Origin of the sequence: Stenotrophomonas sp. 1337, assembly GCF_031455455.1 — a bacterium.
Taxonomy (GTDB): domain Bacteria; phylum Pseudomonadota; class Gammaproteobacteria; order Xanthomonadales; family Xanthomonadaceae; genus Stenotrophomonas; species Stenotrophomonas indicatrix.
In genome coordinates this window covers 28,937-50,372 of record NZ_JAVDSR010000007.1, presented here as the reverse complement: position 1 = coordinate 50,372, position 21,436 = coordinate 28,937, and the positions used below count along the sequence as shown (strand labels likewise).

Annotated in this window: 19 protein-coding genes and 1 pseudogene; 12 read left to right on the top strand and 8 right to left on the bottom strand. The window is 65.4% G+C overall.

Translation table 11 applies throughout. From position 1 onward, the window contains the following. Positions 1 to 29: 29 nt before the first annotated feature. Positions 30 to 407: pseudogene (locus J2X70_RS11615) on the top strand (H-NS histone family protein); the annotation flags it as partial. Between the two features lie 136 nt (positions 408 to 543). Here the strand turns inward: J2X70_RS11615 and J2X70_RS11610 are convergent. After that, positions 544 to 1,803: a threonine/serine exporter family protein gene (locus J2X70_RS11610; protein ID WP_025878492.1), complete on the bottom strand. Its 1,260-nt coding sequence runs from the start codon at positions 1,801 to 1,803 to the stop codon at positions 544 to 546. 92 nt (positions 1,804 to 1,895) lie between these two features. Between J2X70_RS11610 and J2X70_RS11605 the strand changes: the two genes are divergently transcribed. From J2X70_RS11605 to J2X70_RS11590, 4 genes are read left to right on the top strand one after another with little or no spacing between them, the layout of a single operon-like run. Continuing rightward, entirely contained in the window at positions 1,896 to 3,017 is a 1,122-nt protein-coding gene (locus J2X70_RS11605; protein WP_170919625.1) for an ABC transporter permease, read from the top strand. Position 3,018: 1 nt separating this feature from the next. Then, entirely contained in the window at positions 3,019 to 3,846 is an 828-nt protein-coding gene (locus J2X70_RS11600; protein ID WP_025878490.1) for an ABC transporter ATP-binding protein, read from the top strand. 3 nt (positions 3,847 to 3,849) lie between these two features. Next, positions 3,850 to 4,776 (top strand): MlaD family protein, encoded by a 927-nt coding sequence (locus J2X70_RS11595; RefSeq protein WP_025878489.1) that lies wholly within the window; start codon positions 3,850 to 3,852, stop codon positions 4,774 to 4,776. After that, the gene (locus J2X70_RS11590) at positions 4,773 to 5,414 is read left to right on the top strand and encodes an ABC-type transport auxiliary lipoprotein family protein (protein ID WP_033830299.1); all 642 of its coding nucleotides are present in this window, start codon (positions 4,773 to 4,775) and stop codon (positions 5,412 to 5,414) included. Before J2X70_RS11595 ends, J2X70_RS11590 begins: the two co-directional genes overlap by 4 nt. An 85-nt stretch (positions 5,415 to 5,499) precedes the next feature. On the opposite strand, the gene J2X70_RS11585 is transcribed toward J2X70_RS11590, so the two are convergent. Genes J2X70_RS11585 through J2X70_RS11575 form a run of 3 tightly spaced genes read right to left on the bottom strand, consistent with a single transcriptional unit; the run spans position 5,500 to position 7,498 of the window. Beyond that, positions 5,500 to 6,087: an alpha-ketoglutarate-dependent dioxygenase AlkB gene (locus tag J2X70_RS11585; RefSeq protein WP_309910443.1), complete on the bottom strand. Its 588-nt coding sequence runs from the start codon at positions 6,085 to 6,087 to the stop codon at positions 5,500 to 5,502. A gap of 45 nt (positions 6,088 to 6,132) precedes the next feature. Beyond that, positions 6,133 to 6,765, bottom strand: a complete 633-nt coding sequence (locus J2X70_RS11580; protein WP_309910441.1) for a CoA transferase subunit B — start codon at positions 6,763 to 6,765, stop codon at positions 6,133 to 6,135. 1 nt (position 6,766) lies between these two features. Next, a complete protein-coding gene (locus J2X70_RS11575) occupies positions 6,767 to 7,498 on the bottom strand; it encodes a CoA transferase subunit A (protein ID WP_025878484.1) in 732 nt (243 codons plus the stop codon). Positions 7,499 to 7,671: 173 nt separating this feature from the next. Here J2X70_RS11575 and J2X70_RS11570 point away from each other — a divergent pair, with 173 nt between their 5' ends. From J2X70_RS11570 to J2X70_RS11560, 3 genes are all read left to right on the top strand, one after another. Continuing rightward, positions 7,672 to 10,293: a DEAD/DEAH box helicase gene (locus J2X70_RS11570; protein ID WP_309910438.1), complete on the top strand. Its 2,622-nt coding sequence runs from the start codon at positions 7,672 to 7,674 to the stop codon at positions 10,291 to 10,293. Positions 10,294 to 10,389: 96 nt separating this feature from the next. Further along, positions 10,390 to 11,736 carry a phosphomannomutase gene (locus tag J2X70_RS11565; RefSeq protein ID WP_080150057.1) on the top strand — a complete coding sequence of 449 codons (1,347 nt, stop codon included), beginning with the start codon at positions 10,390 to 10,392 and terminating at the stop codon, positions 11,734 to 11,736. A 14-nt stretch (positions 11,737 to 11,750) separates the two neighbouring features. Beyond that, entirely contained in the window at positions 11,751 to 13,154 is a 1,404-nt protein-coding gene (locus tag J2X70_RS11560; RefSeq protein WP_309910436.1) for a mannose-1-phosphate guanylyltransferase/mannose-6-phosphate isomerase, read from the top strand. Between the two features lie 52 nt (positions 13,155 to 13,206). On the opposite strand, the gene rfbD is transcribed toward J2X70_RS11560, so the two are convergent. The 4 genes from rfbD to rfbB are packed head-to-tail and all read right to left on the bottom strand — an operon-like array spanning position 13,207 to position 16,608. Beyond that, on the bottom strand, positions 13,207 to 14,100 hold the full coding sequence (rfbD, locus tag J2X70_RS11555; RefSeq protein WP_309910434.1) for a dTDP-4-dehydrorhamnose reductase: 894 nt from the start codon (positions 14,098 to 14,100) through the stop codon (positions 13,207 to 13,209). Then, positions 14,097 to 14,654: a dTDP-4-dehydrorhamnose 3,5-epimerase gene (rfbC, locus tag J2X70_RS11550; protein ID WP_025878479.1), complete on the bottom strand. Its 558-nt coding sequence runs from the start codon at positions 14,652 to 14,654 to the stop codon at positions 14,097 to 14,099. The genes rfbD and rfbC overlap by 4 nt, the downstream gene beginning before the upstream one ends. Beyond that, complete coding sequence (gene rfbA, locus J2X70_RS11545) at positions 14,651 to 15,538, bottom strand: glucose-1-phosphate thymidylyltransferase RfbA (RefSeq protein ID WP_025878478.1); 888 nt, start codon at positions 15,536 to 15,538, stop codon at positions 14,651 to 14,653. The genes rfbC and rfbA overlap by 4 nt, the downstream gene beginning before the upstream one ends. A 14-nt stretch (positions 15,539 to 15,552) precedes the next feature. After that, positions 15,553 to 16,608 (bottom strand): dTDP-glucose 4,6-dehydratase, encoded by a 1,056-nt coding sequence (gene rfbB / locus J2X70_RS11540; protein WP_309910432.1) that lies wholly within the window; start codon positions 16,606 to 16,608, stop codon positions 15,553 to 15,555. Positions 16,609 to 16,896: 288 nt separating this feature from the next. Here rfbB and J2X70_RS11535 point away from each other — a divergent pair, with 288 nt between their 5' ends. From J2X70_RS11535 to J2X70_RS11520, 4 genes are all read left to right on the top strand, one after another. After that, positions 16,897 to 17,643: an electron transfer flavoprotein subunit beta/FixA family protein gene (locus J2X70_RS11535; RefSeq protein WP_025878476.1), complete on the top strand. Its 747-nt coding sequence runs from the start codon at positions 16,897 to 16,899 to the stop codon at positions 17,641 to 17,643. Further along, positions 17,643 to 18,581, top strand: a complete 939-nt coding sequence (locus J2X70_RS11530) for an electron transfer flavoprotein subunit alpha/FixB family protein (RefSeq protein ID WP_309910430.1) — start codon at positions 17,643 to 17,645, stop codon at positions 18,579 to 18,581. The genes J2X70_RS11535 and J2X70_RS11530 overlap by 1 nt, the downstream gene beginning before the upstream one ends. Positions 18,582 to 18,709: 128 nt before the next feature. Beyond that, positions 18,710 to 20,128, top strand: a complete 1,419-nt coding sequence (locus tag J2X70_RS11525) for a UbiA family prenyltransferase (protein WP_309910428.1) — start codon at positions 18,710 to 18,712, stop codon at positions 20,126 to 20,128. Next, positions 20,125 to 21,435 carry an FAD-binding oxidoreductase gene (locus tag J2X70_RS11520; protein ID WP_309910426.1) on the top strand — a complete coding sequence of 437 codons (1,311 nt, stop codon included), beginning with the start codon at positions 20,125 to 20,127 and terminating at the stop codon, positions 21,433 to 21,435. The genes J2X70_RS11525 and J2X70_RS11520 overlap by 4 nt, the downstream gene beginning before the upstream one ends. Position 21,436 lies beyond the last annotated feature (1 nt).

The window sequence follows — 21,436 nt, the reverse complement described above, 5'->3', positions numbered from 1 at the left end:
CCCTAAATTAGTTTCTGGAGTAATCGTTGATGAGCATCGACCTGACCGGCCTGTCTGCACGTGAGCTGGGCGCATTGATCCGCACAGCCAAGAAGCAGCAGACCATCGTCGCCAAGCGTCGCCCGATCACCAAGGTTCGTGCCCAGCTGAGCAAGCTGGCCAAGACCGAGGGTTACACCATCGAGGAACTGTTCGGTGGTGAACCCGCACCGCGCGCGCGCAAGGTCGCCAAGACCACCAAGGCCCCGTCCAAGGCTGCCGGCCGCAAGCTGGGCAAGGTTGCGCCGAAGTACCGCAACCCGGCCAACCCGAAGGAAACCTGGACCGGTCGTGGCAAGCAGCCGCGCTGGATGGCCGAGCTGACCGCCAAGGGCAGCAAGAAGCCGGAAGATTTCCTGATCAAGAAGGCCTGAGGCCAGCTGCAGCAGGAATGAAAAACGCCGGCGAAAGCCGGCGTTTTTTTGGGGTAGCGCCGGGCCATGCCCGGCGAGCGCAGCGGTTGGTTACCCGATCCGCCGGGCATGGCCCGGCGCTACCGCCTGGTCACAGCGTCTTGCGCGCCGGCATCAGCAGGTTGCCGAACAGCAGGCCGGCGACCAGCGCCATCACCACGTTCAACACGGTCAGGAACACGCTCTGGCCGGCGCCCACGTCCTGTTGCTGGACCAGGGTCAGCACGCCGCGCAGGCTGGTGCTGCCGGGCACCATCATGATGATGCCCGGCAGGCGGATGATCGCACCGGGGCGGCCGACCACGCGCCCGAACAGGTTGCCGCCGGCGGTCAGCAGCATCGCCGACAGAAAGATGCCGGCGGGCGTACCCCAGGCATGACCACCAAATTTGGAGATCGCGTAGCCGGCCACCGAGGCGGCGATCACCCACGGATAGTCGCGGCGGTTGGCCTTGAACAACATCGCGAAGGCGAACGCCGCCGTCAGCAGCGAGCCCCACTCCACCCACGGCCCCTGTGGCCGCGAGGCACGGATCATCGGATCCAGCCCCAGCACATCGGCCAGGGTCACCGCGATCATCGCGCCGACACTGAGCTTCATGATCGTGGTCAACGCGCCGGCAAAGCGCGCGGTGCCGGACACCCAGTGCTGGCTGGCCAGTTCGTTGACCGCATTGGTCAGTGACATGCCCGGCAGCAGCACCACCAGCGAGGCGATGATCACCGTGTTGAGATTCAGGGCACCCACGAACGTGGCAACCACGGTAGCGACCAGGCCGGCCAGCAGCGCCGCCAGCGCTTCGGCCGCTTCCCGGCTGGCCGGACGCTTGTCGGTGACCATGCCGAGCAGGCCGATCAACAGGCCGATGACGCCGGCGGTGGCGATGTCCAGCCACGGCAGCTTCCACATGCCCGCCACGCCGGCCGCACCGAGGGTGAAGGACAGGATGGTGCGCAGCTTGCCGCGCCGGCCCGGATCCTTGTCCAGCTGGCGCAGCGCGGTGTGGCCCTGGGCAATGCTCATGCGGCCGTTGGCCACTTCTTCGGCGATCCCGTCAGCCACGCTGAGCTTGTGCAGGTCGTTCTCGCCGGGCGCCAGCCGGATCACCCGGGTGATGTCGCTGGAGCCAATGGCCTGCGCCGGATCGCTGAAACTGAGGATGATGCCGGTGGGGTTCGACCACGGTTCACAATCCAGATCGAGCTGCCGGGCCAATGCAACCACCGCCGCTTCCAGGCGCTGGGCCGTTGTGCCGTAGCTGTGCAGGCGGCCGGCGATCTCGGAAACGAAGGCCACGCGCTGCGCGTAGGTGGCCTGGGGCGTGGGGATCGTGTGAGCGTCTGCGGACATGCGCCGTAGTATTACCTACGTCAGGCTCTGCTGGAGAAATTCATCCTGGTTCGACGCGACGTGCAATTCAGAACGGTTATGCTGCGACCCGAATGGCCCCCATGACCCCGACCCACGCCCCCCAGCTCGAACAGGACGCTCAGGATCCGGGATTGATCCGGCTGTCCGGCCACTGGACCCTGAAGACCGCGCTGGCCGCGGCCGAAGTGCTGCGTGGCGTTCCGGACAAGCTGACCGGCATCGACGCTACCGGCATCGAGCTGCTCGACTCCGCCGGCGTGCTGCAGGTGCTGCGCGTGGCCCATCGCGCTGACCTCAGCGAAGACGCGTTGCAGTTCCGCGCGGACCACCAGGCGCTGGTGTGCACCATTGAAGAAGTAGCCGACGACCGCCCGAAGCCGAAGCGTGACTTCGGCGTACTGGCCGCACTGGAGCGGCTGGGTGTCAGCGTCCATGCCACCGGCCACAACATCAAGGCACTGTGCAGCTTCCTCGGCGAGAACCTGGTCAAGGGTGCGCGCCTGGTCAAGGAACCTCGACGTTTCCGCCTGACCGCGACCGTGCACCAGATGGAACAGGTCGGGCTGGATGCGGTGCCGCTGGTGGCGCTGCTGTCCTATCTGGTCGGCGCGGTGATCGCCTTCCTCGGTTCGACCATCCTGCGCGACTTCGGTGCGGAGATCTATGTGGTCGAACTGGTGAACATCGCCTTCCTGCGCGAATTTGCCGTGCTGCTGACTGCGATCGTACTGGCCGGCCGCACCGCCAGTGCCTTCACCGCGCAGATCGGTGCGATGAAGGCACGCGAGGAAATCGATGCGATGCGCACCCTTGGGCTCGATCCCATCGACCTGCTGGTACTGCCGCGCCTGGTCGCGCTGCTGTTGACCCTGCCACTGCTGACCTTCATCGCGATGGTCGCCGGCCTGGCCGGCGGCATCACCGTCGGCGCGTTCGACCTGGACATCCCGCCGCAGATGTACATCGCGCGCATGCACGAAACGATGGAAGTGCGGCACATGCTGGTGGGCCTGTCCAAGGCGCCGGTGTTCGCGCTGGTGATCGGCCTGATCGGCTGCCTGGAAGGCCTGAAGGTGGAAGGCACCGCGCAGTCGGTCGGCGAACGCACCACCTCCAGCGTGGTGCAGACGATCTCGCTGGTGATCATCATCGACGCCTTCGCGGCGTTGTGGTTCATGCACATGGACTGGTGACATGACTACGCATCCGACCCCCGAAGACGTGCCCATGCAGGACGACGCCGGCCACGACCTGGCCATCCGCGTGCGCGGGCTGGTCAACCGCTTTGGCAGCCAGACCGTGCATGAAGGGCTGGACCTGGACGTGCGCCGTGGCGAGATCCTTGGCGTGGTGGGCGGCTCGGGTACCGGCAAATCGGTGCTGATGCGCTCGATCCTCGGGCTGCGCGTGCCGGATGAAGGGCAGATCGAGGTGCTCGGCCGCGATGCGCGCGCCGACGATCCCGAGAGCCGCCTGCATATCGAGCGCAACACCGGCGTGCTGTTCCAGGACGGCGCCCTGTTCTCGTCGCTGACCGTCGGCGAGAATGTGCAGGTGCCACTGAAGGAACACCACCGCGAACTGCCCGAGCGCTGGCATTACGAACTGGCACTGCTGAAGGTGAAACTGGCCGGCCTGCCCGCCGATGCCATCAACAAGCTGCCCTCGCAGCTGTCCGGCGGCATGCGCAAGCGCGCCGGCCTGGCACGTGCGCTGGCGCTGGATCCACCGCTGCTGTTCCTGGATGAGCCCACCGCCGGCCTGGACCCGATCGGTGCGGCGGCGTTCGATCGCCTGATCAAGACGCTGCAGGAGGCGCTGGGGCTGACCGTGTTCCTGATCACCCACGACCTGGACACGCTGTATGCGATCTGCGACCGGGTGGCGGTCATCGCCGACCGCAAGGTGGTGGCCAATGCGCCGCTGCCGGAAATCGAGAGACTGGATCATCCGTGGATCCAGGAATACTTCCACGGACCCCGCGCGCGCGCTGCGCGTGGCGAACAGATCGAGAGTGCCTGAGCCATGGAAACAAAAGCCAACTACGTGCTGATCGGCGCGTTCACCCTGATCACCGGCCTGGCCCTGCTGGCCTTCGGCCTGTGGGCCGCCAAGTACTCCTCCGACCGCACCTGGCAGGAGTACCGGGTGGTGTTCCGCGAAGCGGTGACCGGCCTGTCGGTCGGCAGCCCGGTGCAGTACAACGGCATCGCGGTGGGCTCGATCACCGAACTGAACCTGGTACCGGATGACCCGCGCCAGGTGGTCGCACGCATCCGCCTGAACTCGACCACGCCGGTCAAGACCGATACCCGCGCCAAGCTGGCGATCACCAGCCTGACCGGCCCGTCGATCATCCAGCTCAGCGGCGGCACGCCGCAGTCGCCGGCGCTGACCACGGTCAACAAGGACCCGGCACCGATCATCCCGACCACGCCGTCGGCGCTGCAGAACATCACCGACGTGGCCAACCGCATCGTCGAGCGCATGGACCAGATCCTCAGCGACCGCAACGTCGCCTCGATCAACGCCACCCTGGCCAACCTGGAAACCATCAGTGGCGGCCTGGCCGACCGTGACCAGGGCACGCAGTCGCTGCTGCTCAGCGCGCGCGATGCCGCGCGCAGCCTGGACGCCACCCTGAAGACCACCAACGGCACCATCGAGCGCCTGGACAAGAACCTGGTGCAGCAGCTGCCGGGCATCATCGACAAGCTCGACGCCACCTTGGCCAAGCTTGATTCGGCGGCCGGCAATGCCGATTCGATCCTTGGCGAGAACCGCGCCGCCATCAACAGCTTCGCCAATGACGGCCTGGGCCAGCTCGGCCCGACCCTGGGTGAACTGCGTGGCCTGATCCGCGACCTGCGCCGGGTCAGCGACCGCCTCGAGAACAATCCCGCACGCTACCTGCTCGGCCGCGACGCCCCGAAGGAGTTCGAACCCAAATGAGCCCGACCACCCTTCCGCGCCTGTTGCTGGCAGCGTCGCTGGCCACCCTGCTGGGTGGCTGCTCGATCCTCGGCAGCGGCGACAAGAACCCCGTCACCCTGTATTCGCCGGCCGTGCAGGTCAAGGTCGACCCCAGCTGGCCGCAGGCCGACTGGCAGCTGGTGCTGGCCAAGCCCAGCGCCGCGCGCATGGTCGACAGCCCGCGCATCAACGTACGGCCGACGCCGTCGGAGCTGGAGATCTACAAGGGCGCCAGCTGGGCGCAGCCGGCCACCGACATGATCGAAGACACCCTGCTGCGTGGCTTCGAGGATTCCGGCCGCATCCACGGCGTGGCCCGCGTTGCCGCCGGCATCCGCGCCGACTACAAGCTGTCCACCGACATCCGTCGCTTCGAATCGGATTACCAGGGCCAGGCAACGCCGACGGTCGTCATCGAGATCAACGCCAAGCTGATCGACGTCACCAACCAGCGCGTGGTCGCCGACCGCACCTTCCGCCAGCTGCAGCCGGTGGGCAGCACCGATGTGTCGGCAGTGGCAGCGGCGTTCGAGCGTGGCCTGCAGCAGGTGGCGCAGGACGTGGTGGGCTGGACGCTGACCAGCGGGCAGAATGACAAGCAGGCGCTGAAGCGCTGAGGCTGCCCGTTTCGCACGCCGGGCATGGCCCGGCGCTACCGCCACCTGTTCCTGGTAGCGCCGGGCCATGCCCGGCGAACCCCGGTCAACGCGGATGGATCCAGCGGAACGTCAGGTTGATGCGTTCGCCCTGCACCCGCGCCATCTTCGGCAGCGCGTGCTGGTAGTGGCGCTGGGTGGCGCCGCCCATCAGCAGCAGGTCGCTATGACCGAGCAGGAATTCCGCCTTGCGCGTGGTGTCATCGCGGCGGCGCAGCAGGAACCTCCGCGCTGCGCCGAGGCTCAACGAAGCGATCAGCGGCGCCGGCCCCAGCTCGGGCTCGTCATCGCTGTGCCAGCCCATGTAGTCGGCGCCGCCGCGATAGCGGTTGAGCAGTACGCTGTTGAATCGACCGACGCCCTCGGCCTGTAGCCGGTCGCGCAGCGCGGACAGCCCTGGCGGCCACGGATGCGGCACGAACTCGGTACCTGAATAGCGATAGCGCGCCTGCGGATCGCCGATCCAGCAGCTCAACCGCGGTGAATCCACCCAGTTGCCGAACATGCGGATGCGGTGGGTTTCCCAGGGGATTGCCTGCGCCAATACACGCTGCAGTGCATCGGCGTCAGCCGCTGGCAACCAGCCCGGCAGATGTCGGACGTCAGCATCAGGCAGATCGTGGGGGAATAGCATGGGAGATTCAGGAGATGGGGCAGCGACATGCCGCCCCGTGGATGCTCAGCGGCGCTTGAACGCGACGCCGGTCTTTTCCTTCAACTCATCCTCGCCCACACCCGCCGCAGTCTCCACCAGCACCAGGCCGTCATCGGTCACATCGAATACCGCCAGGTCGGTGATGATGCGGTCGACCACGCCCACACCGGTCAGCGGCAGCGTGCATTCGGCCAGGATCTTGTGTTCGCCGTTCCTGGCGGTGTGCTCCATCAGCACCACCACGCGCTGCACGCCGGCCACCAGGTCCATCGCACCGCCCATGCCCTTGACCATCTTGCCGGGCACCATCCAGTTGGCCAGGTCGCCTTTGTCGGTCACCTGCATCGCACCGAGGATGGCCAGGTTGACGTGGCCACCGCGGATCATCGCAAAGCTGTCATGGCTGCCGAAGTAGCTGGCGCCCGCACGTGCGGTGACGGTCTGCTTGCCGGCATTGATCAGGTCGGCGTCCACCTCGGCCTCGGTGGGGAACGGACCGATGCCCAGCAGGCCGTTTTCCGACTGCAGCCACACGTCCACGCCTTCGGGAATGTGGTTGGCCACCATCGTCGGCAGGCCGATGCCCAGGTTCACGTAGGCGCCATCGGTCAGTTCACGCGCAGCGCGCGCGGCCATCTCATCGCGGGTCCATGCCATGTCAGTTGCCCTCCGCACGGATGGTGCGCTGTTCGATACGTTTTTCAGGGGTGGGGTTGTGCACGATGCGGTGCACGTAGATGCCCGGCAGGTGCACTTGGTCCGGATCGATGCTGCCGACCGGCACCACCTCCTCCACTTCCACGATGCAGACCTTGCCGGCCATTGCACAGGCCGGGTTGAAGTTGCGCGCGGTCTTGCGGAACACCAGGTTGCCGGCCTCGTCGGCTTTCCAGGCCTTGACCAGGGCAACGTCGGCGCGCAGCGCGGTTTCCATCACATAGTGCTTGCCATCGAACTCGCGGGTTTCCTTGCCCTCGGCGACCACGGTGCCGTAACCGGTGGCGGTGAAGAACGCCGGGATACCCGCCCCGCCGGCACGCAGGCGCTCGGCCAGGGTGCCCTGCGGATTGAATTCCAGCTCCAGCTCGCCGGCCAGGAACTGCCGTTCGAATTCCTTGTTCTCGCCCACGTACGACGAAATCATCTTGCTGATCTGCCGGGTTTCCAGCAGCTGGCCCAGGCCGAAGCCATCGACGCCGGCGTTGTTGGAGATCACGGTCAGGCCCTTGGCGCCACTGTCGCGCAACGCGGCGATCAGTGCCTCGGGGATGCCGCACAGGCCGAAGCCCCCCACGGCCAGGGTCTGGCCATCGGCGACCACGCCCTGCAGGGCCTGCGCCGCAGAGGCGAAACGCTTGCTGCGCGTGCCGCTGGAAGTTGATTGCTGCATCTCTACTGCCCTACCCGGTGAGAATGCCGCCATTCTAGCGGCACACCCGTTACCGGCTGGGATGCGCCGCAGCATGAACCGGCATGCCGGGCTGCCAATCCGTAGAATGTTCCCTTTCCCGCTTGCGGTGCCCTTGGCAACGCGTGCTGTAGATGGAGAGGACAGGACGACGCATGGCCGAAGTATTCACCGGAGGGGAACTGTCCCGCTGGCTGGATGCCGGGACGCTGGAAAAGGGCAACCACCACGTGTCGGCAGTGCGCGAGCTGCGCTACCGGTCACCGCTGCTGACCGCCCAGGTCGAGGGCTGGCAGGTGGCGATCGACCTGGATGCCAGCGCACGCACCCCGCACAGCCCCCTGCAGAGTCGCTGCACCTGCCCGGCTGGCACGCACTGCGAGCATGTCGCCGCGGTGTTGCTGGCCGCACTGCAGAACTCACTGGAGGGTGAACCGGGTTCGCTGCGTGCGGCCGCCGATCCGATACTGCCTACCCTGCAGATCCAGGCGATGACACCGATCCTGCATCTGCACAGCATGGAATACCGACCTGCCTGGCTCACCGAACGTGACCCCTCGCAATGGCTCGACGTCGCCACCGTCGCGTTCGAGTACGACGAACACGTGCGTTTTCTCGACGATCCGTCGCTGTTCGTGCATGACGCCGAGGGCCAGCTCTACCTGCTGCCGCGTGACCTGGCCGGGGAGGCACGGCGCGAGGCTGAACTGCACAGCGTCCACCTGCACCGCGAGCGGCAACCGCGCATCGCGCTGGACGGCGGCGGCCCGTTGTTCGAGCTGCGCAGTTTCGACTGGACCCGCTTCCTGCTGGAGGATGTGCTGCGGCTGGAAGCGCTGGGCTGGAAGATCGAGACTGACGACGCCTTCCGCCACCGCATCACCCGGGTGGAGGACATCGACCTGGATGTCCGGTCGGTGTCCGCCGACAGCAACGAGCTCGACCTGGCCCTGACCATCGACGTCGATGGCCGCAGCATTGCGCTGGTTCCGCTGCTGCAGGGCGTACTGCAGTCCGATCCGCGCTGGCTGCGCGGCCAGCTGGACGCGATTGGCGATGACGAGAACGTATTGCTGACGACGGCAGACAATGAACGTCTGGCCCTGCGGGCAGCGCGGCTGAAGCCGGTGATCGCGCTGCTTGCGGATCTGTTCGGCGACCGTGGGCAACCGCTGCGCCTGCAGGCGCATGATCGCGGCCGCCTGCAGGCCCTGCAGGACGCTGCGCAGTTACGGCTGCACAGCAGCAACGATACCCGTGCACGCGTGCAGCGCCTGCTGGACGCCCCGGCGATGAGCGCTGTCCCAGCGCCCCAGGGTTTGCGCGCGACGCTGCGCAGCTACCAGCTTGAAGGCCTGTCCTGGCTGCAGTACCTGCGCCAGCAGGGCCTGGGCGGCGTGCTGGCCGATGACATGGGCCTGGGCAAGACACTGCAGACCCTGGCCCATCTGCTGCTTGAAAAGCAGAGTGGCCGCCTGGACAAGCCGGCGCTGGTGGTCGTGCCAACCTCATTGCTGCACAACTGGCAGAGCGAAGCGGCGCGCTTCACCCCGGATCTGCGTGTACTGACCCTGCACGGCCCCGCACGTGACACGCAGTTCGACGCCATTGCCGCCCATGATCTGATACTCACCACCTATCCCCTGCTGTGGCGCGACGAACCGGCGCTGCAGGCGCATTCCTACCATCTGCTGATCCTGGATGAGGCACAGCAGGTGAAGAATCCCAAGTCGCGCGCGGCGGCCACGCTGCGCACGCTGCAGGCGCGGCATCGGCTGTGCCTGACCGGTACCCCGCTGGAGAACCATCTGGGCGAGCTGTGGACGCAGTTCGACTTCCTGCTGCCCGGCCTGCTCGGCAGCGAAAAACAGTTCAACCAGCACTGGCGCCATCCCATCGAACGCGGCAGCGACCAGCGGCGTGCTCAGCTGCTGGCCCAGCGGCTGCGACCTTTCATCCTGCGCCGGCGCAAGGACCAGGTCGCTTCCGAGCTTCCACCGAAGACGGTCATCACCCGCACCGTGGCAATGGAAGGCGCCCAGCGCGATCTGTACGAAGCCGTGCGCGTGGCGATGGAAAAGCAGGTCCGCGATGCGATCAACGGCAGCGGGCTGGCGCGCAATCACATCGTGGTACTGGACGCGTTGCTGAAGCTGCGCCAGGTCTGCTGCGATCCGCGCCTGCTGCCAGGCGAGACACCCGCGCGCGCTGCCGGTTCGGCCAAGCTGGACCTGCTGCGCGAGATGCTGCCTGCCATGGTCGAGGAAGGGCGGCGCATCCTGCTGTTCTCGCAGTTCACCGGCATGCTGGCGTTGATCGGCCAGGCCCTGCGGGAACTCAGCCTGCCCTACGTGCAGCTCACCGGCGATACCCAGGACCGGGTCACGCCCGTGCAGCGCTTCATGCAGGGCGAGGTTCCCGTGTTCCTGATCAGCCTGAAGGCCGGTGGCGTGGGCCTGAACCTGACCGCTGCCGACACCGTCATCCACTTCGATCCCTGGTGGAATCCGGCCGCCGAGAACCAGGCCACCGACCGTGCCCATCGCATCGGCCAGGACCAGCCGGTGTTCGTCTACAAGCTGATCACCGCCGGCAGCGTCGAGGAACGGATCGCCGAGCTGCAGCAGCGCAAGGCCGACCTGGCCGACGCGATCCTGGAGGGCAGTGGCGGCACAGGCCCACGTTTCGACGCAGCCGACCTTGAGGCCCTGCTGTCTCCCCTGCCCGGCGCGCCGGCCAAACGCGCGGCAGGCAGACGCAGGGCCACCCGCACGTGACCACTTCGGCGGTCAGGCAGCGTTCGGGCTATGGAAACGATTCCCATACAAGGCTGGGATTACACTAGCCAACTGATCTGACAAAGGATTCCAGCGATGCCCCTGCCCGCCTTCAAGGCTTATGACATCCGCGGCCGCGTGCCGGAAGAACTGAACGAAGACCTCGCCCGCCGGATCGGCGTGGCCTTGGCCGATCAGTTGTCACCCGGGCCAGTGGTGGTGGGGCACGACGTCCGCCTGACCAGTCCGGCGCTGCAGGATGCCCTGGCAGCCGGCCTGCGCGGCGCGGGCCGGGAAGTGATCGACATCGGCCTGTGCGGCACCGAGGAAGTCTATTTCCAGACCGACCATCGCGCTGCAGCGGGCGGTGTGATGGTTACCGCCAGCCACAACCCGATGGACTACAACGGCATGAAGCTGGTCAAGGAGAACGCCCGGCCGATCAGTTCCGATACCGGCCTGTTCGCGATCTCCGATGCCGTGGCAGCCGACAGCGCAACACCGCAGCCGCCGACCGCAGGCCAACGCAGCGAGCACGACAAGAGCGCCTACATCCAGCATCTGCTGTCCTATGTGGACAGCACCAAGCTCAAGCCCCTCAAGCTGGTGGTCAACGCAGGCAATGGGGGCGCCGGCGCCATCGTCGACCTGCTCTCACCGCACCTGCCGTTCGAGTTCATCCGCATCTGCCACGAACCCGATGGCAGCTTCCCCAACGGCATTCCCAATCCGCTGCTGCAGGAGAACCGCGCCGCCACGGCCGAGGCGGTCCGCGAGCACGGCGCCGACTTCGGCATTGCCTGGGATGGCGATTTCGACCGCTGCTTCTTCTTCGACCACAGCGGGCGCTTCATCGAGGGCTATTACCTCGTCGGCCTGCTGGCCAAGGCGGCGCTGGACCGTAACCCGGGTGGCAAGATCGTGCATGACCCACGCTTGGTCTGGAATACCGTGGAGATGGTCGAACAGGCGGGTGGTGTGCCGGTGCTGTGCAAGAGCGGCCATGCCTTCATCAAGGAGAAGATGCGCGCAGAGGACGCGGTGTATGGCGGCGAAATGAGTGCCCATCACTACTTCCGCGAATTCGCCTATGCCGACTCGGGCATGATCCCCTGGCTGCTGATCGCCCAGCTCATTTCCGAAAGCGGCCGTTCGCTGGCCGACTGGGTTGAAGACCGCATGGCCGCCTATCCGTGCAGCGGCGAAATCAACTTCAAGGTCAGCGATGCGAAGGCGTCCGTGGCCCGCGTGATGGAACACTTCGCCGCGCAGTCGCCGGCGCTGGACCATACCGATGGCATCAGTGCCGACTTCGGCGACTGGCGCTTCAACCTGCGCAGTTCCAACACCGAGCCGCTGCTGCGCTTGAACGTTGAATCGCGTGGGGATGCGGCGCTGATGCAGGCACGCACCGATGAAATCGCCACGCTGTTGAAGGCCTGAGCGGAGATGTTCCGATGAACACCGTCCAGCCCGTGATCCTCTCCGGTGGTTCCGGCACCCGTCTGTGGCCGCTCTCGCGCGAAGCGTATCCCAAGCAGTTCCTGCCCTTGGCCGGTGAGCTGACGATGCTGCAGGCGACCTGGCGGCGCGTGGCGCCCATTGCCAGCCGTGGCCCGCTGGTCATTGCCAATGAGGAACATCGCTTCGTTGCGGCCGAACAACTGCAGCAGGTCGGCGCCGAGCCCGCGGCGATCATTCTTGAGCCGGTCGGCCGCAACACCGCCCCGGCCATTGCCGTTGCCGCGCTTGAGGCGACCCGCGATGGCAACGATGCACTGCTGCTGGTACTGCCCTCCGACCACGTGATCACCGACGAAGCCGCGTTCCGCGCTGCGGTGCAGGCTGCTGCCGGCGCCGCTGAAGCCGGCAAGCTGGTCACCTTCGGTATCGTGCCGACCGGCCCAGAAACCGGCTACGGCTACATCAAAGCCGCCGACGGCCAAGGCGTGCGCGCGGTTGAGCGTTTCGTCGAAAAGCCCGATCTGGACACCGCCACCGGCTACGTGGCCAGCGGCCAGTACTACTGGAACAGCGGCATGTTCCTGTTCAAGGCCTCGCGTTACCTGCAGGAGCTGGAACGCCTGCAGCCGGCCATGTTGTCGGCCTGCCGCGACGCATGGCAGAGCGCACGCCGCGATGCCGATTTCACCCGGTTGGACAGGGACGCGTTCACTGCCGTGCCGTCCGATTCGATCGATTACGCCGTGATGGAAAAGACCGCCGATGCAGTAGTGGTGCCGCTGGATGCAGGCTGGAACGATGTCGGCTCCTGGACCGCACTGCGCGATGTATCGCAGCAGGACGGCGATGGCAATGCGCACCAGGGTGATGTGATCGCCATCGACTGCCGCAACACCTATGCCTACGGCCAACGCCTGGTGGCGATGGTCGGGCTGGATGATGTGATCGTGGTCGAGACCGACGACGCGGTGCTGGTCGGCAAGGCCGACCGCATGCAGGAGGTCAAGACGGTGGTGGCGAAGCTGAAGGCTGACGGCCGCAGCGAAGCGACCTGGCACCGCAAGGTCTACCGCCCGTGGGGAGCCTACGATTCAATCGACAACGGCGAGCGTTTCCAGGTCAAGCGGATCACGGTCAAGCCCAGCGGTACGCTGAGCCTGCAGATGCACCACCACCGTGCCGAGCACTGGATCGTGGTCAGCGGCACCGCCGAAGTCACCCGTGGCGACGAGGTGATCCTGCTGAGCGAAAACCAGAGCACCTACATCCCGCTGGGGGTGACCCATCGCCTGCGCAACCCCGGCAAGCTGCCGCTGGAACTGATCGAGGTGCAGTCCGGCAGTTACCTCGGCGAGGATGACATCGTGCGGTTCGAGGATACGTACGGGCGGAGTTGACCCTACGCCCTGCGGTGGGTGCCGACCGTTGGTCGGCACGTCGCCTACCGGGTCAGGCAATCTCAGCCATGACCCGCTTCAGGCCGTCCTGCCACGTTGGCAGCGCGATGCCAAAGTCCTGCTGCAGCTCGCGGTTGTCGAGCACCGACCATGCGGGACGCTTGGCCGGGGTCGGGTATTCGGAACTGGGGATGGCTTCAACCGACGGCACCTTGGCCAGCACGCCCGTCGCCAGTGCTTCGGCGAAAATCGCTTCGGCAAAACCATGCCAGCTGGTCTGGCCCGACGCCGTCAGATGCCACGTTCCCGACAGCGCGCCCGGATGCTGCAGCGCCTGCACGGTGACATCCGCGATCATTGCCGCCGGCGTCGGCGTGCCGATCTGGTCGGCCACCACACGCAGCTGATCGCGCTCAGCGCCCACCCGCAGCATCGTGCGCAGGAAGTTTGCGCCGTGCGAGGCATACACCCATGCAGTGCGGAAGATCAGATGACGGCCGCCGGCAGCGCGCACGGCGTCTTCGCCATCACGCTTGCTGGTGCCATAGACCCCCAGCGGCGCGGTCGGTTCATTCTCGCGGTACGGAGCCGTGCCCTGGCCATCGAACACATAGTCGGTGGAGTAATGCACGAACGGCACGCCATGCGCCGCACACCAGCGCGCGATCACGCCCGGCGCCTGCGCGTTGGCCGCAAAGGCGGCGTCGACCTCCTGTTCGGCACGGTCGACGGCGGTGTAGGCGGCCGCATTGACCACGATCGACGGTTGCAGCCGGTCAAGCAGCGCCGGCAGGCTGTCAGGCTGGCCGAAATCGGCGGTTTCGCAGGCGCTGCCATCGGGCAGGACGCCGCTGCGGGTGGTCGCAACCACCTTGCCCAGCGGTGCCAGCGCGCGCAGCAGCTCCTGGCCGACTTGGCCGTTGCCGCCGAATACCAGAACGGTCATGGTACGTAGACCGGCAGGCGGTCTTCAGCAATGTCCTTCAGGAAGGGAGCGTTCTCGTCCTTGGCCGACAGCGTCGGTGCACTGACCGGCCAGTCCACGCCGATATCGGCGTCATTCCAGCGCACGCCGGCATCGAAGTCCTTGAGGTAGACCTCGGTGCACAGGTAACTGAACACCGCGCGTTCGGACAGCACCGCGAAACCATGCGCGAAACCTTCCGGAATCCAGAACTGCTTCTTGTTTTCCGCGCTCAGCACCACCGCTTCCCACTGACCGAAGGTCGGCGAACCGCGGCGGATGTCCACAGCCACGTCGTAGACCTCGCCTTCCAGCACGCTGACCAGCTTGCCCTGCGGGCGCGGCCACTGGTAATGCAGGCCGCGCAGCACGCCCTGCGCCGAGGTGGAAACATTGCTCTGCACGAAGCGATCCGGCAGGCCCAGCGCTGCGAAGCGCTCGGCATTCCAGGTTTCGAAGAAATAACCACGGGCATCGCCGAACACGGCCGGCTCGATCACTACGCAGCCGGGCAACTTGGTTTCAATCACTTTCACGGAACGACTCCACGCAGGGCGAGCTTGTGCAGGTACTGGCCGTAGCCATTCTTGATCAGCGGTGCAGCCAGCGCTTCCAACTGCTCGGCGCTGATCCAGCCTTGGCCGAAGGCGATTTCCTCGGGGCAGCAGACCTGCAGGCCCTGGCGGGTCTGGATCGTCTCGATGAAGTTGGACGCTTCCAGCAGCGACTGGTGGGTACCCGTATCCAGCCACGCGTAGCCGCGGCCGAGCGCCTCCAGATGCAGGTTGCCTTCACGCAGGTAGCGCTGGTTCAGATCAGTGATCTCCAGCTCGCCGCGCGGCGACGGCTTCAGCTCGGCCGCATGGTGGCTGGCATTGCCGTCGTAGAAATACAGGCCGGTCACGGCATAGTTGGAACGCGGGTTCTCCGGCTTCTCCACCAGGTCGACCACCTTTCCAGACTTGTCGAACTCGGCAACGCCGTAGCGCTCCGGATCATTGACCCAGTAGCCGAACACCGTCGCGCCGTGGTCGCGCTGATCGGCATTGCGCAGCACCTCGCGCAGGCCATGGCCGTGGAAGATGTTGTCACCCAGCACCAGGCAGCTCGGCTTGCCGGCCACGAAATCGCGGCCGATCAGGTACGCCTGGGCCAGGCCATCGGGACTTGGCTGCACGGCGTACTGGATGTCCATGCCCCACTGCGAGCCATCGCCCAGCAACTGCTGGAACAAGGCCTGTTCGTGCGGGGTATTGATGATCAGCACTTCACGGATGCCCGCCAGCATCAGCACGCTGAGCGGGTAATAGATCATCGGCTTGTCATACACCGGCAGCAGCTGCTTGCTGACGCCCTTGGTGATCGGATACAGCCGGGTGCCGGAACCGCCGGCGAGGATGATGCCCTTGCGTTGGGTCATGTCGTGTCCTTGGTTCAGGCCGCGGTGCCGATGCGCTGCAGGCGGTAGCTGCCGTCGAGCACGCCGTTCACCCATTCCTGGTTGTCCAGGTACCAGTCGACGGTGAAGCCGATGCCCTGTTCAAAGGTGTAGGCCGGCTCCCAGCCCAGATCGTTCTTCAGCTTGGAGGCATCGATCGCGTAACGGCGGTCATGGCCCGGGCGGTCGGCAACGTAGGTGACCTGGCTGCTGCGCGGCTGGCCGTCCGCACGCGGGCGGCGCTGGTCCAGCAGCGCGCAGATCGCCTGCACCACTTCGATGTTCTGCTTTTCGGAGTTGCCGCCGACGTTGTAGGTCTCGCCGACCTGGCCCTTGGCCAGCACGGTACGGATCGCTTCGCAGTGGTCGGACACGAACAGCCAATCACGCACCTGCTTGCCATCGCCGTACACCGGCAGCGGCTCGCCGGCCAGCGCCTTGGCGATCACCAGCGGGATCAGCTTCTCCGGGAAGTGGTACGGACCGTAGTTGTTGGAGCAGTTGGTGGTCAGCACCGGCAGCCCGTAGGTATGGTGGAACGCACGCACCAGGTGGTCCGAGGCGGCCTTGGACGCCGAGTACGGCGAGTTCGGGGCATACGGGGTGGTTTCGCTGAACTTGCCGGTCTCCCCCAGGGTGCCGTACACCTCGTCGGTGGAGACATGCAGGAAGCGGAAGGCCGCGCCCTGATCGGCCGGCAGCGCCTTCCAGTAATCGCGCACGGCCTCGAGCAGGCCGAGAGTGCCGACGACATTGGTCTGGATGAACGCGCCTGGGCCGTCGATGGAACGGTCGACGTGGCTTTCGGCCGCGAAGTTCAGCACCGCATCGGGCTGGTGCTCGGCCAGCAGGCGGGCAACCAGCGCACTGTCGCCGATGTCGCCCTGCACGAACACGTGGTTGGGATTGCCGTCCAGGCTGGACAGGGTCTTCAGGTTGCCGGCGTAGGTCAGCACATCGAGGTTGATGACCTTGACGCCGCGTGCGACGGCCTCGAGAACGAAGTTACCGCCAATGAATCCGGCGCCGCCGGTGACAAGCCATGTGGGCACTACCTGTTCTCCTGATGATGATTCGCGGGACAGGGCCCTCGTGGCCCCGACAATGCAACTTGAAAGGATACAACGCAGTTCCTGTAGCGGGCGATCACACAGGTGAACTGGCGCCCACTGGATTGCTGCATCGCACCAGGAAACAAGTAGACCATACGCATTCGCATGGTTGCCCCAAGCCAGCTAGAATCGGGGTCCCACCCCCGAACCGGTTGCTGTTGCAGGACCGGACGTTCTCCAGCAAATGCGAGCCGGCCAGCGACCGGCACTACAAGGATCTCGTACCAGATGAAAATCCTCGTCGCGTACAAGCGCGTGGTGGACTACAACGTCCGCATTCAGGTCAAGCCGGACGGCTCCGGCGTGGTCACCGATGGCGTCAAGCTGTCTCCCAATCCCTTCGATGAAATCGCCCTGGAAGAGGCCCTGCGCCTCCGCGACAAGGGCATCGCCAGCGAAGTCGTGGTGGCCACCATCGCCCCGGCCGACGCCCAGGCGCACCTGCGCAACGGTCTGGCCATGGGCGCCAATCGCGCCATTCATGTGGTCACCGATCAGGCCATCCAGCCGCTGACCGCCGCCCGCACCCTGCTCAAGCTGGTGGAGAAGGAACAGCCGGACCTGGTGATCCTGGGCAAGCAGGCCATCGACGATGACGCCAACCAGACCGGCCAGATGCTGGCCACGCTCTGGGGCCGTCCGCAGGCGACCTTCGCCAGCAAGCTTGAGATTGCCGATGGCAAGGCCATGGTGACCCGCGAGGTCGACGCCGGCTTGGAAACGCTGGAAGTGGACCTGCCGGCCGTGGTCACCACCGACCTGCGCCTGAACGAGCCGCGCTTCATCAAGCTGCCCGACATCATGAAGGCCAAGGCCAAGCCGCTGGAAACCCTGCAGCTGGCCGACCTCGGCGTTGAAGCTGCCGACACCTTCAAGACCACCCAGTACGCCGCGCCGTCCAAGCGCAGCAAGGGTGTGATGGTCAAGGACGCGGCCGAACTGGTTGCCGCACTGAAGCAGAAGGGGCTGCTGTAATGAGCAAAATTCTCGTCATCGCCGAGCACCACGACGGCAAGCTCAACGCCGCCACCGCCAAGACCGTCAGCGCGGCCGCCGCCATTTCCGGCGCCAGCATCGACGTGCTGGTGCTGGCCGCCGACCCGACCGCCGTAGCGGCTGAAGCGGCCAAGATCGCCGGCGTCGCCAAGGTCCTGACCGTGGCCAATGCCGCCAACGCGCAGGCGCTGGCCCAGGTACTGGCCCCGCAGATCGCACAGCTGGCCACGGGTTACACCCACGTATTCGGCCCGTCGACCACCTTCGGCAAGGACCTGATGCCGTGCGTGGCCGCCCTGCTCGGCGTCAACCAGGTCTCCGACCTGATGGCCGTCGAAGGCAGCCACACCTTCAAGCGCCCGATCTACGCCGGCAACGCCATCATCACTGTCGAAGTCCCGGCCGACCAGATCGTGGTCGCTACCGTGCGTGCCGCGTCGTGGCCGGAAGCCGCCCAAGGCGGCAGCGCCTCGGTTGAGGCCGCAAGCGTCGACGCCTCCCTGCCGACCCACACCCGCTTCGTCGGCCTGGCCGCCGGTGCCAGCGACCGCCCGGACCTGCAGAGCGCCAAGCGCGTGGTCTCCGGTGGCCGTGGTGTTGGTTCGGAAGAGAACTTCAAGGTGATCTTCCAGCTGGCCGACAAGCTCGGCGCCGCCGTGGGTGCCTCGCGCGCCGCCGTGGATGCCGGCTATGTGCCGAGCGACCTGCAGGTCGGCCAGACCGGCAAGATCATCTCGCCGGAGCTGTATGTGGCCGTCGGCATCAGCGGTGCCATCCAGCACCTGACGGGCATCAAGGATGCTGGCACGATCGTGGCGATCAACAAGGATGCGGATTCGCCGATCTTCGAGATTGCCGATATCGGCCTGGTCGGGGATCTGTTTGCGATCCTGCCGGAGCTGGAAAAGGCGCTCTAAACAGCGTGAACCTCCCGGCACGCGTGCGCCGGGAGGTTTTGGACTTGCCGCTATACTGGATGGCCTTTGCATCCGGAAATGGAACCTATGCAGTCCAAGCCAATCCGTCCCCTAGGGAGCGCTGTCGCGTGAGCACCAATAGTCGTCCCCTCTGCGTAGACCTGGATGGAACGCTGCTGCGTTCAGACGTCCTGTATGAGTCATTGCTCGCTCTGCTCGCACAGAATCCGCTCTACGTATTCATGCTGCCGCTCTGGCTGCTCAAGGGAAAGGCGGCACTGAAGCGTGAACTGGCCAAACGCACAACGCTGCCGCCGGAGACGCTGCCGTATGACGAGCGCGTACTGGAACTGTTGCGGACCACCCCACAACGGCCCCGCGTGCTTTGCACTGCGTCGGATGCATTGCTGGTAACTCCGATTGCAGAACACCTTGGGCTCTTCGAAGAGGTTCTATGCAGCGACGGCAACCGTAACCTGGCCGGGCATCGCAAGGCGGAGGCGCTCGTGGAGCGCTTCGGTGAGCGGGGCTTTGACTATCTCGGCAATGGGCGCGTTGACCTGCAGGTCTGGAAGCATGCTGCCTCGGCGATCGTAGTCAATGGTGCTGACTCGCTGGCAGAGGCCGCAGCAAAGGTCACCACGGTGGGCAGCACCTTGCCACGCGCACGGGAAGGCTTGAAGACCTGGGTAAAGGCGCTGCGCATTTATCAATGGCTCAAGAACCTGCTCGTGCTGGTTCCGCTCGTCACTGCGCACCGCTTCTTCGATATTGATGCGATCATCCAAGGCGTGGTGGCATTCCTTGCATTCGGCCTGTGCGCGTCGGGCGTCTACGTCCTGAACGACCTGCTGGATCTCACCCCCGACAGATTGCACGCACGCAAACGCCTTCGCCCCTTTGCTGCAGGCCGGCTTCCCATCCTGCAGGGCCTGCTGGCAGCCCCCCTGCTGACGCTGAGCGGTTTCGCACTTGCACTGGCCTGCAACTGGAAGTTCGCCTTGGTGCTGGTGGGCTACTACATCATGACGCTCAGCTATTCGTTGAAGCTGAAGCGCATCGTCATGATCGATGTCGTCCTACTTTCGGCTCTGTATACCGTCCGGATCATCGGAGGAACAGTCGCCATCAATGCAGACATGTCGTTCTGGTTGCTCGCCTTCTCCATGTTCCTGTTCCTGAGCCTGGCATTGGTGAAGCGTTATGGTGAACTCGAGTCGGCGCTCAGCAGTGGCAAGGGAAGCGCTATCGGGCGGGGGTACAGTGTCAATGACCTGCCGCTCATCCAGTCAATGGGAACCAGCGCGGGCTACCTGGCGGTGCTGGTGTTCGCCCTGTACATCAACAGTCCTGCCAGCATCCAGCTCTACAGCAGGCCGGAGCTGCTGTGGCTGCTGTGCCCGATTCTGCTGTACTGGGTGAGCCGCGTCTGGGTCGTTGCGCACCGTGGCGACATGCACGATGACCCCATCGTGTTCGCGGCCACAGACCGCGTAAGCCAAGTGGTCGGCGCCCTGGGACTGCTAGCGCTTTTGATCGCCATATGAGCAGCGAGTTCAGCTCATGGGGCCGCTTTCCCGTCACCTACGGACAGCGCAACCTGCCCGTGGCGGGTCGGCTTGCGCCGCTGCCTGATTTCAGTGGATCCGCGCTTCCCCGTGGCAACGGCCGTAGCTATGGCGACAGCTGCCTGAACGCCGGCGGAAGTCTGCTGACCACCCGTGCCTTGGACCATTTCATTTCCTTTGACCCTTGCACTGGCGTACTCGAAGCGGAGGCGGGCGTCACCCTGGCTGAGGTCATTTCGCTGGCCCTACCCCACGGATGGTTTCTCCCCGTTACGCCTGGTACGCGCTGGGTCACGCTGGGCGGGGCCATCGGCAATGACGTGCATGGCAAGAACCATCACGTAGCAGGCAGCTTCGGGCACCACGTGCGCTCGGTTGAACTACTGCGCTCGGATGGATCAAGGGAACATCTCGCTGCTGGGACGGGAAGCGAACGGCTGCGTGCCACTATCGGGGGCCTGGGGCTGACCGGGCTCATCACCCGCTGCGAAATTCAGCTACGACGTGTCCCGGGACCATGGCTCGACACAGAAACAGTCCGCTTCGGCTCACTCGATGAATTCTTCGCACTTTCTGCAGAATCCGCCTCTACGCACGAATACACGGTCGCGTGGATCGACTGCCTGGCAAAAGGCAGCAGGCTCGGTCGCGGGCATTTCATTCGCAGCGACCACGCACCCGGCGATCCTCTAGCACCGGTTCCAGGCGGCCGGCAACGATTGTCCTTCCCTGCCACGCCACCGGTATCGCTGGTGAACCGGCTCACCCTGCGGCCGTTCAACACTGCCTATTATTGGCGGCAGTTGGCCCTGCGCCAGCGTCGCCAGCAGCATTACCAGGGCTATTTCTACCCGTTGGATGGAATAGGAAACTGGAACCGGATGTACGGACCACGAGGGTTCCTGCAGCATCAATGCGTGCTTCCCCCCACCTGCGCCAAGGACGCGACCGCGAGCTTGCTGCGGGCAATCTCCGACAGCGGCAACGGCTCCTTTCTCGCGGTACTCAAGGAGTTTGGCGACATCAGTTCCAGCGGGATGCTCTCCTTCCCCCGGCCAGGCACAACCCTTGCGCTCGACTTCCCAAACACTGGGCCCAGTGTCTTCCGGTTGCTGAGCAGGTTAGACGATATCGTCACTGAAGCGGGTGGAACCCTGTACCCGGCCAAGGATGCCCGCATGGCGCCCAAGCTTTTCCAGCAAGGATATGGGCACGCGCTCAGCGCCTTTGAAAGCCACATGGACCCTAGATTTTCGTCAGATTTCTGGCGACGCATGACGGAGTAAA

What these genes read in the sequence shown, in the direction of transcription:
- J2X70_RS11570 (WP_309910438.1), top strand. Translation starts at nt 7,672, where the DNA reads ATGGCCGAAGTATTCACCGGAGGGGAACTGTCCCGCTGGCTGGATGCC.
- J2X70_RS11585 (WP_309910443.1), bottom strand. Translation starts at nt 6,087, where the DNA reads ATGCTATTCCCCCACGATCTGCCTGATGCTGACGTCCGACATCTGCCG.
- J2X70_RS11535 (WP_025878476.1), top strand. Translation starts at nt 16,897, where the DNA reads ATGAAAATCCTCGTCGCGTACAAGCGCGTGGTGGACTACAACGTCCGC.
- J2X70_RS11610 (WP_025878492.1), bottom strand. Translation starts at nt 1,803, where the DNA reads ATGTCCGCAGACGCTCACACGATCCCCACGCCCCAGGCCACCTACGCG.
- J2X70_RS11560 (WP_309910436.1), top strand. Translation starts at nt 11,751, where the DNA reads ATGAACACCGTCCAGCCCGTGATCCTCTCCGGTGGTTCCGGCACCCGT.
- J2X70_RS11575 (WP_025878484.1), bottom strand. Translation starts at nt 7,498, where the DNA reads ATGCAGCAATCAACTTCCAGCGGCACGCGCAGCAAGCGTTTCGCCTCT.
- rfbA (WP_025878478.1), bottom strand. Translation starts at nt 15,538, where the DNA reads ATGACCCAACGCAAGGGCATCATCCTCGCCGGCGGTTCCGGCACCCGG.
- J2X70_RS11530 (WP_309910430.1), top strand. Translation starts at nt 17,643, where the DNA reads ATGAGCAAAATTCTCGTCATCGCCGAGCACCACGACGGCAAGCTCAAC.
- rfbD (WP_309910434.1), bottom strand. Translation starts at nt 14,100, where the DNA reads ATGACCGTTCTGGTATTCGGCGGCAACGGCCAAGTCGGCCAGGAGCTG.
- J2X70_RS11580 (WP_309910441.1), bottom strand. Translation starts at nt 6,765, where the DNA reads ATGGCATGGACCCGCGATGAGATGGCCGCGCGCGCTGCGCGTGAACTG.
- J2X70_RS11590 (WP_033830299.1), top strand. Translation starts at nt 4,773, where the DNA reads ATGAGCCCGACCACCCTTCCGCGCCTGTTGCTGGCAGCGTCGCTGGCC.
- J2X70_RS11520 (WP_309910426.1), top strand. Translation starts at nt 20,125, where the DNA reads ATGAGCAGCGAGTTCAGCTCATGGGGCCGCTTTCCCGTCACCTACGGA.
- J2X70_RS11595 (WP_025878489.1), top strand. Translation starts at nt 3,850, where the DNA reads ATGGAAACAAAAGCCAACTACGTGCTGATCGGCGCGTTCACCCTGATC.
- J2X70_RS11565 (WP_080150057.1), top strand. Translation starts at nt 10,390, where the DNA reads ATGCCCCTGCCCGCCTTCAAGGCTTATGACATCCGCGGCCGCGTGCCG.
- J2X70_RS11605 (WP_170919625.1), top strand. Translation starts at nt 1,896, where the DNA reads ATGGCCCCCATGACCCCGACCCACGCCCCCCAGCTCGAACAGGACGCT.
- J2X70_RS11600 (WP_025878490.1), top strand. Translation starts at nt 3,019, where the DNA reads ATGACTACGCATCCGACCCCCGAAGACGTGCCCATGCAGGACGACGCC.